Annotated in this window: 12 protein-coding genes; 8 read left to right on the top strand and 4 right to left on the bottom strand. The window is 63.4% G+C overall.

Going from position 1 to position 14,595, the window contains the following annotated elements; genetic code table 11:
* The 3 genes from AC3FKG_RS13505 to AC3FKG_RS13495 all read right to left on the bottom strand — a co-directional run.
* A partial coding sequence (locus AC3FKG_RS13505) for an aldehyde dehydrogenase family protein (RefSeq protein WP_488743323.1) occupies positions 1-1,136 on the bottom strand: 1,136 nt, incomplete at its 3' end.
* A gap of 98 nt (positions 1,137-1,234) precedes the next feature.
* Positions 1,235-2,470 (bottom strand): phosphonoacetate hydrolase, encoded by a 1,236-nt coding sequence (gene phnA, locus AC3FKG_RS13500; RefSeq protein WP_483714029.1) that lies wholly within the window; start codon positions 2,468-2,470, stop codon positions 1,235-1,237.
* A 29-nt stretch (positions 2,471-2,499) separates the two neighbouring features.
* The gene (locus tag AC3FKG_RS13495; RefSeq protein WP_483714028.1) at positions 2,500-3,189 is read right to left on the bottom strand and encodes a phosphonate utilization associated transcriptional regulator; all 690 of its coding nucleotides are present in this window, start codon (positions 3,187-3,189) and stop codon (positions 2,500-2,502) included.
* A gap of 175 nt (positions 3,190-3,364) precedes the next feature.
* Between AC3FKG_RS13495 and AC3FKG_RS13490 the strand changes: the two genes are divergently transcribed.
* The 4 genes from AC3FKG_RS13490 to AC3FKG_RS13475 all read left to right on the top strand — a co-directional run bounded on the left by AC3FKG_RS13490 (position 3,365) and on the right by AC3FKG_RS13475 (position 8,515).
* Entirely contained in the window at positions 3,365-4,390 is a 1,026-nt protein-coding gene (locus AC3FKG_RS13490) for a putative 2-aminoethylphosphonate ABC transporter substrate-binding protein (RefSeq protein ID WP_488743322.1), read from the top strand.
* Between the two features lie 71 nt (positions 4,391-4,461).
* Complete coding sequence (locus tag AC3FKG_RS13485; RefSeq protein WP_483714027.1) at positions 4,462-5,592, top strand: putative 2-aminoethylphosphonate ABC transporter ATP-binding protein; 1,131 nt, start codon at positions 4,462-4,464, stop codon at positions 5,590-5,592.
* On the top strand, positions 5,589-7,319 hold the full coding sequence (locus AC3FKG_RS13480; RefSeq protein ID WP_483714026.1) for a putative 2-aminoethylphosphonate ABC transporter permease subunit: 1,731 nt from the start codon (positions 5,589-5,591) through the stop codon (positions 7,317-7,319). The genes AC3FKG_RS13485 and AC3FKG_RS13480 overlap by 4 nt, the downstream gene beginning before the upstream one ends.
* A gap of 68 nt (positions 7,320-7,387) precedes the next feature.
* Entirely contained in the window at positions 7,388-8,515 is a 1,128-nt protein-coding gene (locus tag AC3FKG_RS13475) for a 2-aminoethylphosphonate--pyruvate transaminase (protein WP_488743321.1), read from the top strand.
* A 199-nt stretch (positions 8,516-8,714) separates the two neighbouring features.
* On the opposite strand, the gene AC3FKG_RS13470 is transcribed toward AC3FKG_RS13475, so the two are convergent.
* Positions 8,715-9,626 carry a LysR substrate-binding domain-containing protein gene (locus AC3FKG_RS13470; RefSeq protein WP_483714024.1) on the bottom strand — a complete coding sequence of 304 codons (912 nt, stop codon included), beginning with the start codon at positions 9,624-9,626 and terminating at the stop codon, positions 8,715-8,717.
* A gap of 93 nt (positions 9,627-9,719) precedes the next feature.
* Here AC3FKG_RS13470 and AC3FKG_RS13465 point away from each other — a divergent pair, with 93 nt between their 5' ends.
* From AC3FKG_RS13465 to AC3FKG_RS13450, 4 genes are all read left to right on the top strand, one after another.
* Positions 9,720-10,946 (top strand): CaiB/BaiF CoA transferase family protein, encoded by a 1,227-nt coding sequence (locus AC3FKG_RS13465; RefSeq protein WP_483714023.1) that lies wholly within the window; start codon positions 9,720-9,722, stop codon positions 10,944-10,946.
* A gap of 1 nt (position 10,947) precedes the next feature.
* Positions 10,948-12,093, top strand: a complete 1,146-nt coding sequence (locus AC3FKG_RS13460; RefSeq protein WP_483714022.1) for an acyl-CoA dehydrogenase family protein — start codon at positions 10,948-10,950, stop codon at positions 12,091-12,093.
* Between the two features lie 241 nt (positions 12,094-12,334).
* Positions 12,335-13,762 carry a purine-cytosine permease family protein gene (locus AC3FKG_RS13455; RefSeq protein WP_483714020.1) on the top strand — a complete coding sequence of 476 codons (1,428 nt, stop codon included), beginning with the start codon at positions 12,335-12,337 and terminating at the stop codon, positions 13,760-13,762.
* Between the two features lie 226 nt (positions 13,763-13,988).
* Positions 13,989-14,561: an NADPH-dependent FMN reductase gene (locus AC3FKG_RS13450; RefSeq protein WP_483714019.1), complete on the top strand. Its 573-nt coding sequence runs from the start codon at positions 13,989-13,991 to the stop codon at positions 14,559-14,561.
* Positions 14,562-14,595: the final 34 nt, after the last annotated feature.

Below are 14,595 nucleotides of genomic sequence, written 5' to 3'. Positions count from 1 at the left end.
CCGTGGGTCTTGGCGGGGCCCGGGGGGGCGCCCCCCGGGGGGGGGGGGGGGGGGCGGGGGGGGGGGGGCCCCCCCCCCCCCCCCGCGCCGCCGGCAATGGCTGCATTTACCACCGACTCGAACTGGATGGCTGCTGCCTCGTCGATCACCGTGCCCATGTCCATGGCGGGATCCAGCGGGTCGCCATACTTCACTTCCTGCGTCCTGGCCACGAGCAACTCGACAAAGCGGTCGGCCACGGATTCCTGCACCAGCATCCGTTTCACCGCCGTGCAGCGCTGGCCGGAATTCTTGTACGACCCGCCCGCAGCGAGCGTGGCGGCTTCCTCCAGATCGGCGTCCTCCATCACGATAATCGGATCGTTGCCGCCCAGCTCAAGCACCTGGCGCTTGTAGGCGGCCTTGCCAGCAATGTACTTGCCGATCGACACGCCGCCGGTGAAGGTGACAAGATCCACGTACTGGCTGGTCAGCAGTTCGTCGGCGATCTCGCGGGGGTCGCCGGTGACGACCGACAGCATCTGCGGCGGCAGGCCGGCCTCATAGAGGATATCGGCCAGCGCGAACGCGGCCAGCGGCGTCTTCTCGCTCGGCTTGAGGACCATGCGGTTATTGGTAGCCACCGCCGGCGCGACTTTATGAATGACCTGGTTGAGAGGGTGATTGAATGGCGTGATGGCCGAGATGGCGCCCAGCAGCGGTTCCTTGAGCGTATAGACCTTGCGGCTCTTGCCATGGGGCGTGAGATCGCACGAAAAGACCTGTCCGTCGTCAACCAGCGCCTGGTTGGCCGCGAACAGCAGCACGTCCGAAGCGCGGCCGACCTCGTAGAGCGTGTCCTTGAGCGACAGACCCGATTCCAGCGTGATCAGGGTCGCGATCTCTTCCTTGCGCTGCGCGATGATTTCGCCGGCGCGCATCAGGATGCGATAGCGCTCGTAGCGGGTCAGGGTCGAGCGGTACTGGTGGGCGATGCGCAGGGCCCGGCGCACGTCTTCAAGGTTGGCCTTCGGCACCGTGGCAATCACTTCCCCGGTGTAAGGATAGGTCACGTCGATCACGCGATCGCGATAGACCTTTTCGCCGGCAATGCGCAGCGCTTCATGGCGGATGCCGGGGGTGGCAGGCATGTTCATCTTTGTCTCCTTTTGATCTCGGTCGGCAGGCTTGATGTCCCCCGCCACTGCGCGAAGAGCGGGTCGGGACAGCAGGCAGGCATGCTGGGAAGGCGCCGTCAGGCGGCGTAATTCAACGCGAGGTCGAGAGCGTCGAAGTTGCGCAGGCGGCGGGCCGGCTTCAGTCCGACCATCACACGGTTGCACAGCAGCGGCACGACTTGCTCCGACATCCCGCCATGGGAGCGCAGCGGCGCATCCAGGCCGGACAGGTCGTGCCGGGACTTCGATGTGCCGATCACCACGTTCCGTCGCGAGACCGCGACGATGTCGCCGATGCGGTCGGGCGGCAGCCCGAAGCGCTCGGCGGCCTCCTGGCGTGTGAGCACGCTGTCCATGCCCTCGATGTCCGCGATCCGCGGAATCCAGCGCGCGGCGCTCTCGGCGTCCGGCGCATAGATGGTGGCGAACGAGCCCAATGCGCCGTGGTGGACCACATAGGGGTCGGTAATGGGCAGGATCACGCGCGCCGCGCCCTCCCCGTACCAGCCGTCAAGCTGGTCCTGCAGGTAGATGACGTTGGGCTCGCCGGTCGCGCCGTGCTTGTCGTTCATGCCGTGGTCGGCGGTCAGCACGATGGTGGCGCCCAGCGCGTCGAGCTGGCTCAGGTAGCCGTCCATCATCTGGTAGAACGCGTTGGCGGCCTTGCTGCCCGGGGCCGCCTTGTGCTGAACGTAGTCCGTGGTGGACAGATACATCAGGTCAGGCCGCTCGCGCTCCATGAGTTTGACGCCGGCGGCAAAGACGAATTCGGACAGCTCGGCACTGTAGACCGACGGTACTGGCATGCCCACCATTTCCACGACACCGGTGATGCCGTTTTCCTCCTGCGTGACCTGGTCGGCCTTCTCCGACGAAAAGCAAATGCCGCGCATGCCATGGCCGAGCAGCTTGCGCAGCTTGTCCTTGGCGGTGACCACTGCCACTTTCGCCCCGGCGTTCGCAAAGGCCGCCAGCACAGTGCCGGCGCGCAGGTACTTCGGATCGTTCATCATCACTTCGGCGCCCAGTTCGCGATCGAAGAAGTAATTGCCGCAGATGCCGTGGACCGACGGCAGTGCACCAGTGACGATGGACAGGTTGTTGGGGTTGGTGAATGAGGGAATCACGCAGTCGCCCAGCAGGCTCGTCCCGTGCTGCATGACGGACTGCAGGAAAGGCGCTACGCCTGCTTCGGTGGCGGCGTGGAGGTATTCCGGCGCGCAGCCGTCCACGCATACCACGACCACCGGGCGGTTCATCCAGCGGTAAGTCCTGCCATTGACTTCAATGCTTTCTGCCTTCGTCGTTCCCATTTCCAATCCCCTTGATGATGAGCCTCAGCTCATGGTTCCTTGTTACTGCCCGGATGCACCTTGCGGTGCGCCTTGAGCATGCGTACACGGCTGGCGGCCACGTGCGCGCGCAATGCGGCACCGGCGCGCCGGGCATCGCCCGAAACGATGGCGTCCATGATCGTGCGGTGTTCGTCGGCGGACACATCGAGCCCGCCGCCCTGGGTCAGCGCCTGCATGCGAAACAGGTGCAGTTCCTTGACCAGGCGGCGGTAGGTCTCGGTCAGCTTGTTGCTGCCCGCGTGTTCCAGCAGAAGTTCATGGAACCGCAGGTTCAGCGACGCGTACTCGGCCGCTTCCTTCTTGTTGGCGACCTCCTCCATGGCGCCCACCAGCTGCTTCAGTTCGCTCACCAGCGTGGCGTTGATGCGCTGCGCCACACGCTTGCCGATGATTTCCTCCAGGGCCTCGCGCAGTTCGTAGATTTCATCGGCCTCCTCGACCGAAATCTCGCGCACGAAGACCCCGCGGTTTTTCTCGTTGCGGACCAGCCCGGCTTCCTCCAGCGCCCGCAGCGCTTCGCGAATCGGACCCCGGCTCGTGCCATAGCGGGCAGCGATGTCGCTCTCGTTGATGCGCGTGCCCGGCGGCAATTCGCCGGTCATGATCAGGCGTTCGATCTCCTCCTGCACCAGCATTGGCAGCGAGCTTGAACGCAACAATTGGATGGCGTCGGTCATTCCCATGGCTCCATTAAAGTTTGCACATTGTAAATTGTCAACAGTTTTCAATCTTACGTTGACAGTCATCATCCTACGTTCTACATTGGTTTCATCTTACCGTAGGGCGTGTTACGGCACACTGCGGAAGGCAACAGGGCAGACACAGATCTGGCTAACAGGAAGGAGACAGAGCATGAAGATTTCCCTCGCCATGGCGCTTTGCGCCTCCGCGCTGGTAGTTCACGCGGGCAGCGCCTGCGCGCAGCAAAAGACCACGCTCACGGTCTATACCGCGCTGGAAACGGACGCGATGAAGCTCTACAAGGACGGTTTCGAGAAAGCCAACCCGGATATCGAAGTGCGCTGGGTACGCGATTCCACCGGAATCGTGACCGCCCGCCTGCTGGCCGAAAAGGCCAATCCGCAGGCTGACGTGGTTGCCGGACTGGCCGCCAGCAGCCTCGTGCTGCTGTCACAGGAAGGCATGCTGCAGGGCTACGAGCCCAAGGGCTTCCAGCAGCTGACCCCGAACTATTCCGATACCGCCCGGCCGCCGCAGTGGGTCGGCATGGACGTCTGGGCGGCCACGATCTGCTTCAACCGCGCAGAGGCGCAGAAGCTGGGCTTGCCCAAGCCGGAAAGCTGGAAGGACCTGGCCAAGCCGGTCTATAAGGGCCGCATCACGATGCCGCATCCGGCTTCCAGCGGCACCGGATACCTCGATGTGGCGGCCTGGCTGCAGATGTGGGGAGAAGCCGATGGCTGGAAGTACATGGACGGCCTGCACGAGAATATCGCCCAGTATGTGCATTCCGGTTCGAAGCCGTGCAAGCAGGCGGCTACGGGCGAATTCCCGATTGGCATCTCGTTCGAATTCCGGGGTCACCAGGTGCGCAAGTCCGGGGCCCCGGTCGACCTGATCTTCCCGACCGAGGGCCTGGGCTGGGACATCGAAGCCACCAGCATCATGAAGACAACCAGGAAGCTGCCGGAGGCAAAGCGCTTCGCCGACTGGATGGCCAGTCGAGACGCAAACCAGATCAGCGCCAACTGGTGGGCCGTAGTGGCCTACCCCGGCGTAGCCAAGCCATTGGACGGCATTCCTCCGAACTATGAGAGCCGCTTCGCCCGCAACGACTTCCAATGGGCGGCAAAGAATCGTTCGCGCATCCTGGCCGAGTGGAGCAAGCGCTACGACAGCAAGGCGGAAGCCAAGTAAGCCTCGTCCGCGGGCGCCTGGCGCGCCCCTTTTTCCACCACCGTAGTCATCACCACATTGTGGGGACACACATGGAAATGACCAGCGCCAAGTTCGTCGCCACGCGCGCCGGCCGCGTGCCCGCCCTCGAGATCCTGGGCGTGCGCAAGGAATTCGAAACATTCACCGCCCTGCGGCATATCGACCTGACCGTCTACCAGGGCGAGATGCTGTGCTTCCTCGGGCCGTCGGGGTGCGGCAAGACCACGCTGCTGCGCATCATCGCCGGGCTGGAGACGCAGACCGCCGGCACTATCCTCCAGCTCGGGCGCGACATTTCCTCCCTGCCTCCCGCCCGGCGCGACTATGGCATCGTGTTCCAGTCGTATGCCCTGTTCCCCAACCTGACGATTGCCGATAACGTGGCCTACGGTCTCGCTAACCGTCGCACCAATCGGACCGAGATTGCGCAGCGGGTGCAGGAACTGCTCGACCTGGTAGGCCTGCCGGCCTCCGGCCGCAAGTATCCCAGCCAGCTTTCCGGCGGCCAGCAGCAGCGCGTCGCGCTGGCCCGGGCGCTGGCAACCCGCCCCGGACTGCTGCTGCTCGACGAACCGCTGTCGGCGCTCGATGCCCTCGAACGCGTGCGCCTGCGCGGCGAGATCCGGCGCCTGCAGCAACAGGTGGGCGTGACCACCATCATGGTCACGCACGACCAGGAAGAGGCACTGTCCATGGCCGACCGGATCGTGGTCATGAACCACGGGGTCATCGAGCAGGTCGGCACACCGCTGGAGGTCTACGAACGCCCGGCCACGCCCTTTGTGGCGGACTTTGTCGGACGCGTGAACGTGCTGGCCGGCACTGCGCTGGGTGACCGGCGCTATCGCGTGGGCACGCTGGAGCTGACTTGCGAGGGCTGCAGCCGCGAGTTCGAGCCAGGCACGGCAATCAACCTCTACCTTCGCCCCGAGGACCGCCATATCGGCCAGTTCGGAGTCGACACACCGAACCAGCTGACCGTCAATATCGAAAAGGTCGAGTTCCTGGGCGACACCTGCATGGCCGAGGTGAGCTGCGAGCAGTTGGCGGGACAGCCGCTCTGCCTTCAGTTCACACTTGACCAGTTCCACGACCACGGCATCCGGGCCGGCCAGCCCCTGCGCATCGCGCTGCGCGCGAGCCGCATCCAGGCCTTCGCCGCGAGCGGAGCAAAACGATGAAAGAGATCGCGCTTCCTCAGACGCCCGAACCCACCCAGGCGGGCCGGCTGGCACGGTGGAACTGGGACGAAATCATCGCCCGTGCGGTGCTGGCCTGCGTGCTGCTGGCGCTGCTCTTCTTCCTGCTGGCACCGATGTGCGCCATCCTGGCCAATGCCGTATTCGATCGTGACGGCCATTTTGTCGGGCTCGCCCACTTCGCTGCCTACATCAGGACACCGTCGCTGATGCAGTCGGCACGCAACTCGGTGGTGTTGGCAGCCAGCGTGGTCGGCATCTCGGTGCCCCTGGCTTTCATCTTCGCCTATGCCCTGACACGCAGCACCCTGCCAGCGCCGCTGAAGGCGGTCTTCCGGCTGGTGGCACTGATCCCGCTGCTGGCGCCGTCGCTGCTTTCCGCCATCTCGTTCGTGCAGTGGTTCGGCAACCAGGGCGTGCTCAAGCCGCTGCTTGGCGGGGCATCGATCTACGGTGCGCGGGGCATCATCATCGCGGAGGTCTACAACACCTTTCCCCATGCGCTCATGATTCTGGTCACGGCGCTGTCGCTGGCGGACGGACGCCTCTACGAAGCTGCCAGCGCCCTCGGTGCCAGTACCCGGCGCAAGTTCTTTACCGTGACCCTGCCCTCCTGCAAGTACGGCCTGATCAGCGCGGCGACGGTGACCTTCACCTACGTCATCTCCGACTTCGGCGCACCCAAGGTGATCGGCGGCGACTTCAACGTGCTTTCCATCGACGTCTTCAAGCAGGTGATCGGCCAGCAGAATTTTTCGATGGGTGCCGTGGTGGGTGTGCTGCTGCTGGTGCCATCGGTGCTCTCTTTCATGATCGATACCGTGGTGCGCCGCAAGCTGCGCGCCCAGCTTACCGCGCGCTCGGTGCCCTACGTGCCCAAACCCAACGCCTGGGCCGACGCACTGCTGGGCAGTTACTGCACGCTGGTTTGCGCACTGTTGCTGGCAGTGGTGGGCATGGCCGTCTATACCTCGCTGATCAAGCTGTGGCCCTACGACCTGACGCTCAGCCTCCAGAACTACCGCATCGTGCTGTTCGAGAGCGACATGGCAGGCGCCTACAAGAACAGCCTGGTGCTTGCCACCGCTACGGCGCTGACCGGCTCGCTCATTGTCTTCACCGGCGCCTACCTGATCGAGAAGACCCGCAATCTCGGGCTGATGCGGCCGGTCATGCATTTCCTGGCGGTGCTGTCGATGGCCGTGCCGGGACTGGTGCTTGGCCTGGGCTATGTGATCTTCTTCAACCACCCCGCGAACCCCCTCAACTTCCTCTACAACACGATGGCCCTGGTGATGCAGTCGACCATCATTCACTACTACACATCCAGCCACCTGACAGCCATTACCGCGCTCAAGCAGATCGATGATGAATTCGAAGCGGTATCGGCTTCGCTCAAGGTCCCGCAATGGCGCACCTTCCTGCGTGTCACGCTGCCGGTATGCCTGCCGGCGGTGCTCGATATCGCCCGGTATTACTTCGTGGTGTCGATGGCCACGCTGTCCTGCGTGATCTTCCTCTACACGCCTGAAACCATCCTTGCCTCCGTTGCCATCATGCATATGGACGATGCCGGCGACATCGGTCCCGCAGCAGCCCTTGCCAGCCTGATCGTGCTGACCTCCACCGCTATCTGCCTGATCTATGCCCTGTGCACCCGCGTGCTGCTGCGACGCACGCAGGGCTGGCGCGAGCTGGCCCGCCACTGAGCGCTCCCATCCGACCTACCAGTATGCCCACAGACCGACCGCCTGAAACCCAACGTCAGGAGACACCCGTGACCGCTTCGACCTGCCCTATTCTGCTCACTCCCGGCCCCCTCACCACCTCGGACCGTACCCGCGCTGCCATGCTGCGTGACTGGGGCTCGTGGGACTCTGACTTCAACGCCATTACCGCCCGCATTCGCCAGCGGGTGCTGGCCATCGTCCACGGCGACGGCACGCACGAATGCGTACCCATGCAAGGTAGCGGAACGTTTTCCGTGGAGGCCGCCATCGGCACGCTGGTGCCGCGCGACGGCCATGTGCTCGTGCCCGTGAATGGCGCCTACTGCCTGCGCATCGCCAGGATATGCAAGACGCTTGGCCGGCGCCTGTCCACCATCGAGTATGCCGAGGACCGCCCCATGCGGGCCGCGGACATCGACCGCCTGCTGGCCGCGGACCGCTCCATCACCCACGTCGCGGTCGTGCACTGCGAGACCGGCACCGGCGTGCTCAACCCGCTCGATGAAATCGCCCAGGTCGTGGCAAAGCACGGGCGCGGATTGATCGTCGATGCGATGAGCTCGTTCGGCGCGATCGATATCGACGCGCGCACCACCCCGTTTGACGCCGTCATTGCCGCCTCCGGTAAATGCCTGGAGGGGGTGCCGGGCATGGGCTTCGTCATCGCCCGCCGCAGCGCGCTGGAATGCTGCGAAGGCAACAGCCACTCCCTGTCGCTCGACCTCTATGATCAGTGGAAATACATGGAAAGAACCACGCAGTGGCGCTTCACGCCGCCGACGCACGTGGTCGCGGCGCTTGACCAGGCGCTCCAGCAATATGTCGAAGAAGGCGGGCTCCCGGCGCGCGGCGCGCGTTACGCCCGCAACTGCCAGTTGCTGGTGGACGGCATGGAGGCGCTTGGCCTGAAGCCCTATCTGGAGCGCGAGGTGCAGTCACCGATCATCGTCACATTCCATGCGCCGACCGACCCCCGCTACGACTTCAAGACCTTCTATGAGGCCGTCAAGCAGCGCGGCTACATCCTGTATCCGGGCAAGCTGACCGAGATCGAAACCTTCCGCGTAGGGTGCATCGGCCATTTCGGAGACGCCGGCATCCCCGGTGCGGTGAAGGCCATCGCCGAAGTCCTGGCCGGGATGGGCATCGAGATCGGGCCGACCGTTGCCGCGTGACGGTTGAGCCGGGACGATTCGAAAGATCTTCGTGCCATGACATGGCAGAGCGCCGCCGGGGATTGTCCCCGGCAGCGTCTCCGATGCCTTACGACCAAGCTTGGGGGTGCCAAGCGCTCTGGCATGGCCAACGCCACCCTGTTTTGCGGCAGGCTCGTACAGGCCGCAGAAACGCATTCCTGCAGTCCGGCTCCCCATCTCACGCGTCGTTCATTTCCGGCCTGAAGACCTTGCGCACGATAGCAGCAAAGGGCTCGGCCAGTACGGTGCGAAAGCTCTTCTCGGCCGGATATGCGATCGCCACGGCCTGGGTGGCCACCGCCTCTCGTAGCGGACGGCAGACCAGCCGACGGCCATCCTGAGTGCGATCATGAGTGGGCCGCGTGGTCAGCAGGGAAACTCCAAGACCGTTGGCGACCAGCGACCGTACCAACTCAAGAGACGACGCCTCGTACGCAATCACCGGCGTCACACCGGCATCGCGGAACAGCGACAGAAAGTACTCCCGACTGTGCGGCAGATTGATGAGGACCAATGGTTCGCGGCCCAAAACCGAGAGCGTGAGGCGTGAGTTGGCCGCAAGGCGGTGGCGCCATGGCAGCAAGGCATAAGGCCTGAGGTTCACGACGGGCTCCAGCGTGACACCTGCGCGCGCAAGACCCAGGTCATACAGCAGGGCGACATCGATAGCGCCCCGCTCCAGCATGCGCGTAAGTTCTTCCGAGTCCCCTTCGTGCAGCTGTACTTCGATACGTGGATGCGCCAGCCGCAGCTGCGACAGGATGCCGGGCAACCAGCGTGGCGCCAGCGTGCTCAGGCATCCCACGCGCAGCAAGCCAGCCATATCGATGGCCCGCGGCCCCTCAAGTGCCATCGCCTGCATCAGCAGCGCGTGGGCCTCACGATGTCGGATAGCACCGGCAGCCGTTAGCGCCAGTCCCCGCGCATGCAGGCGGACGAAAAGCGACTCTCCCCACAAGGCTTCCAGCTCGGCAATTGCCTTGGAGACGGAAGGCTGCGAAACATTGAGCGATTCGGCCGCGCGGGCTGCGCCGCCGTATCGCGCCGCCGCGACGAAGTACTCAAGCTGCCTCAGGCTCAGATGGATCATTTTTTAGAATGCAGCGGATCATAAAAGAATATTTTTATTTTATTCAGAATTGCCCGAGCATGAGTGAAACATTGCCACCTGCGAGGAGCCATTTTGACCACCACACCCGCTTCACGGCCGCTTGACGGACTGCGTATCCTTGACTTCACCCGGGTCCTGGCCGGGCCGATAGCCACGGCCCTGCTGGCCGATCTGGGCGCTGAAGTCATCAAGATCGAACCGCCACAAGGGGACGACTATCGCACGATCGGCCCGATGAAAAACGGGGAGAGCGCGCTCTTCACGGTCATGAACCGCGGCAAGAAGAGCCTGGTGCTGGATCTGAAGACCTCCCAGGCCATACAGGTTGTCCGGGATCTGGCCGCTCGCGCCGATGTGGTCATCGAGAACTTTCGCCCCGGCGTTGCGGATCGGCTTGGGATCGGACCCGCTGTGCTGCGCGGCATCAACCCGGCGCTCGTCTACGTGAGCATCTCCGGTTTCGGCCATACCGGCCCCTTTGCCCATCGGCCTGCCTACGACATCGTGGTGCAGGCCATGAGCGGACTGATGGAGGCAACCGGTGACCCCGAAGGGCCGCCGACCCTTGTCGGGGAAGCCGTTTCGGACGTGGTCGCGGGCCTGTTTGCCTCCTGGAGCATGCTCGCAGCCTTGCTACAGGCGCGGCGTACCGGCGAGGGACAACACGTCGACGTGGCCATGTTCGACACGACGCTTTCATTTCTGGCCACGTCGGTCGCCCGGTATCTGTTCACCGGCCGCCCCGCTCGACGTGTCGGGAATCGCCACCCGCTGTCAGCCCCGTTCGGCGTGTATGGTGCCGCTGACGGCCATTTCGCGCTGGCGGTGCTCAACGAAAAGCTCTTCCTGACGCTGGCCCAGACGATGGGACAACCCGGCCTGACTCAGGATCCAAGGTTCGCCAGCGACGAATCGCGCTCGGCGCACGAAGCCGAGTTGCGCGAAATCATCGAGACATGGGCGACTGGATTGGGCACCGACGAGGTAATTCGGCGACTCGAACAAGCAGGCGTGCCCGCCGCGCCGATCTGGAATATCGAGCAGGCGCTGGAGTCTTCGCAGGCGCTCGCCCGCGGCCTGCTTACGCCTGTAGCGCATGACGCATTGCCCGGGCTTCGACTGCCAACACAGCCAGTGCGATTCAGCGGCGCCGCGCCCAATCGCGCGGAACGCGCCCCCCGGCTGGGAGAACACACCCAGGACGTCCTGGCTTCACTGGGCTTTGATGCCGCTCGGCTCGATCAACTGCAGGCGTCGGGCGCATTCGGGCCACTGAATTCCACTGCAAAGGAAATTTGAAATGACTTCCCTACGTTTGGGCATCTCTGCCGACGATCAGGCACTGGCCGACGCAATCGACCGCTACGCGCAGGAACAACTGGCACCACGCGCGCAAGACATTGACGAACTGGCATGCTCAGCCACCTGCCATGTCCCCGGGCTCGCCAGCCTGGGCGTGATGGGTATGAACATTCCAGAGCGCTTCGGCGGCCCCGGCGTTTCGCCGACAGCCATGCTGCTGTCACTCGTAGCGATCTCCAAGGCCTGCGCTGCAACGTCCTCGATGATAGGTGCCCACTATCTTGGCACGGATGCCATCCTCGTTGGCGGTAACGACGCCCAACGCGAACAGTGGCTCCCGGACTGCGCACGGGGCGTATCTCTTGCCGGTTTTGCACTGACCGAACCGCGCGGCGGATCTCACCCGGCCGACTTGCGCACCAAAGCCGTCCGCGATGGCGACGACTATGTCATCGATGGCGTGAAGCATTTCATTTCGAACGCGGGCGAAGCAAAGGTACTGGTGGTCTTTGCCAGGACGGACCCCGACGCGGGTGCTAGGGGTGTCAGCGCATTTATCGTGCCGACCGACACATTGGGTCTGCAGGTGTCCCCGCCGGAAAAGCTGATGGGCATCCGCGGCGCACATGCCTTTGAGGTATCTTTTGAAGCTGTCCGCATCCCGGCAGCCTATCGCCTCGGAGAGGAAGGCACCGGCTTCAAGACTGCCATGATGGTCCTGGATAACAGCCGTCTTGATGTCGCGGCAACGTCCCTTGGCATCGCGGAGGCCGCGCTCTGCGCCTCCATCCAGTGGAGCAAGGACCGCCATATTGGGGGCGAAGCGCTTGCGCAAAAGCAGGGAATCCAGTGGATGCTCGCCAACATGAAGCTCCAGCTGGAGGCTTCATGGGGTCTGACGATGCAGGCACTCGCGCTGCGCGAGGCTGGCAGACCTTTCACCCTGCAGTCGGCCATGGCGAAGCTGCACGCATCAGAAATGGTGGGCTTCGTTACCGATACCGCCCTGCAACTCCACGGCGGCTACGGCTTCACGCGCGAGTTGCCTTTGGAGCGCTATGTCCGCGATGCGCGCATCCTGCGCATCTACGAGGGCTCGTCCGAGATCCAGCGCAACATCATCGCGCGCACCGTACTAGCATGAGACCAATGCTGCGCGACGGGCTTTCTGACCTGCTGCATCAGGTCCGACGCTTATATCGGCCGTCTAGCGGGTCAACAAGATGAATTGCAAGTCTGCGGAGGTTGCGACCACGCAGGCATGCAATGAGAAAAGCGCGGCTCTCGGGGCATTAGGCACGTCGCGCAAATACGCTGGCCGAACTAGCTTCCGCGTGCCCCTTCATGACGGAATCGCCAGACTCGGCAAGGCACAAGGAGACAGCATGGCAGTAAAAATGGAGCGCCGGACCATCGAGTTCATTCCCCACGACGAACGGCATGGGACGCCGTTCGGCCAGTTCACACTATGGTTCGGCGCCAATCTGCAAATTACGGCGATCGTTGATGGCGCGCTTGCCGTCGTCTTTGGTGCCGACCCGCTCTGGGCCATTGCTGGCCTCCTGATCGGCAACCTGTTCGGGGGAATCATCATGGCGCTGCACTCGGCGCAGGGGCCCGGAATGGGCATTCCCCAGATGGTTTCGAGCCGCGCCCAGTTTGGCGTCTACGGTGCCTGCCTGCCATTGGTGCTCGTCATCCTGATGTATCTGGGGTTCGCTGCCACTGGGACGGTGCTGTCCGGCCAGGCGATCAACAAGATCGTCGGGGCCGACACGCCCGCGGTCGGCATCCTTATCTTCGGTGCGCTCACGATGCTGGTCGCGACCGTGGGTTACAGGCTTATTCATACACTTGGGCGGATCTCCAGCATTGTTGGCGCCATCGGCTTCACGTACCTGGCCATACGATTGTTTGCCACGGGCAACGTGCCGGCTCTGATTGGCGCAAAGCCGTTCGAATCGCCGACGTTCCTGCTCGCCGTCGGCTTGGGAGCGGGATGGCAACTCACCTTCGGACCCTATGTGGCCGACTACTCGAGATACCTGCCGCAGAATACAAAAATCAGCAGCACGTTCTGGTGTACGCTGCTTGGCAGTGTGCTCGGCTCGCAATGGTCGATGACCATTGGCGCACTGGTTGCCGCGGCCTGGGGGGCGGCGTTTCTCAAGTCGCAAGTGTCCTTCATCGGCGACCTGGCAGGAGGAGGCGCCGTTGCCTTGCTCTTCTACGCGGTGATTGTCACGGGCAAGCTGGCCGTCAACACGCTCAACGCGTATGGCGGTTTCATGACGATGCTGACGACGGTCACCGCATTCACTGGCACGCGGCGGGTTACCGGCGTCGTGCGCGCGCTGTTCGTCTTCAGCTTTGTTCTGGCATCGGTGCTCGTCGCGCTTCTCGCCTCGAAAGACTTTCTGGCAACGTTCCGCGACTTCGTCCTGCTGCTGTTGATGGCGTTCACGCCGTGGAGTGCCATCAATCTCATCGACTATTACCTGATCTCAAAGGAACGCATCGACATTCCTGCGCTATACGACCCAGACGGCCGCTATGGGCGCTGGAACTGGCCGGCACTGTTCTGCTACGCGGTGGGCGTGGCCGTGCAGATTCCGTTCCTGGCGCAGCATTTGTACACGGGCCCGCTAACCATCGTGCTGGGAGGCGCGGACATTTCGTGGCTCGTTGGACTGATCGCCACGGGTTTCGTGTATTACTTGCTTGCCAGGAAGTCGACGACGACGCCGGTCCGGACAATCTATCCCGCGCAAGCATATAGCCCCACCGAGCCTGGATCAGGCAGCGGCGGCTGACCCTGACGGCACGGGCAAGGTAATGGCCAGGAATGCGTGGCTAAGAACATCGCCCCGGTGCGCGACGTTCCCAAAGCCTCCTATCATAGAGAGCACCGCAGCAGAGATTCCCTGTGGACAAGTCGCACGCGTTGGTTTCACTTCGTGCCATGGATGAAGCCTGGGACCCGCGGTCGAAGCACTCTCTCTTGGGCCGGTCGTTCAAATCACCAATAAAGGAGTCCGTATGGCAACCTATAAAGTCGGCTACCTGATCGGAAGCCTGGCCAAGGCTTCCATCAATCGCACGCTGTCCAGGGCGCTGATCAAGCTGGCCCCGCCGGAGTTGGAGTTTGCCGAGATTTCGTTCAAGGAGCTTCCGCTCTACAGCTACGACTATGACGACAACTTCCCCCCGGCGGCCAAGGCATTCAAGCAGGCCATCGCCGATGTCGATGCGGTGCTGTTCATCACGCCCGAGTACAACCGCTCGATACCCGGTGGCCTCAAGAACGCCATTGACTGGGCCAGCCGTCCGTATGGGAAGAATTCATTCACGCACAAGCCCTCGGCCGTCATTGGCACGTCCCCGGGAGCCATCGGTACCGCGGTGGCGCAGCAGCACCTGCGCGGCCTGCTGAGTTTCTGCAATTCACCGCAGATGAACGCGCCGGAAGCCTACATCCAGTTCCGGCCCGGCCTGATCACCGAGGCGGGAGAGGTCACCGATGCCTCGACGGAAGAGTTCCTGCGTCATTACATGTCAGAGTTCCATGCCTTTGTCGTCAGGGTTCTGACGGTACTGCCGAGAACCGCCTAGCCCGACATTCCGGCTGGCCATCCAGGCTCACGTG

This window comes from Cupriavidus sp. 22TCCZM04-2 (assembly GCF_057798895.1).
This window is presented reverse-complemented; position numbering and strand designations above follow the sequence as displayed.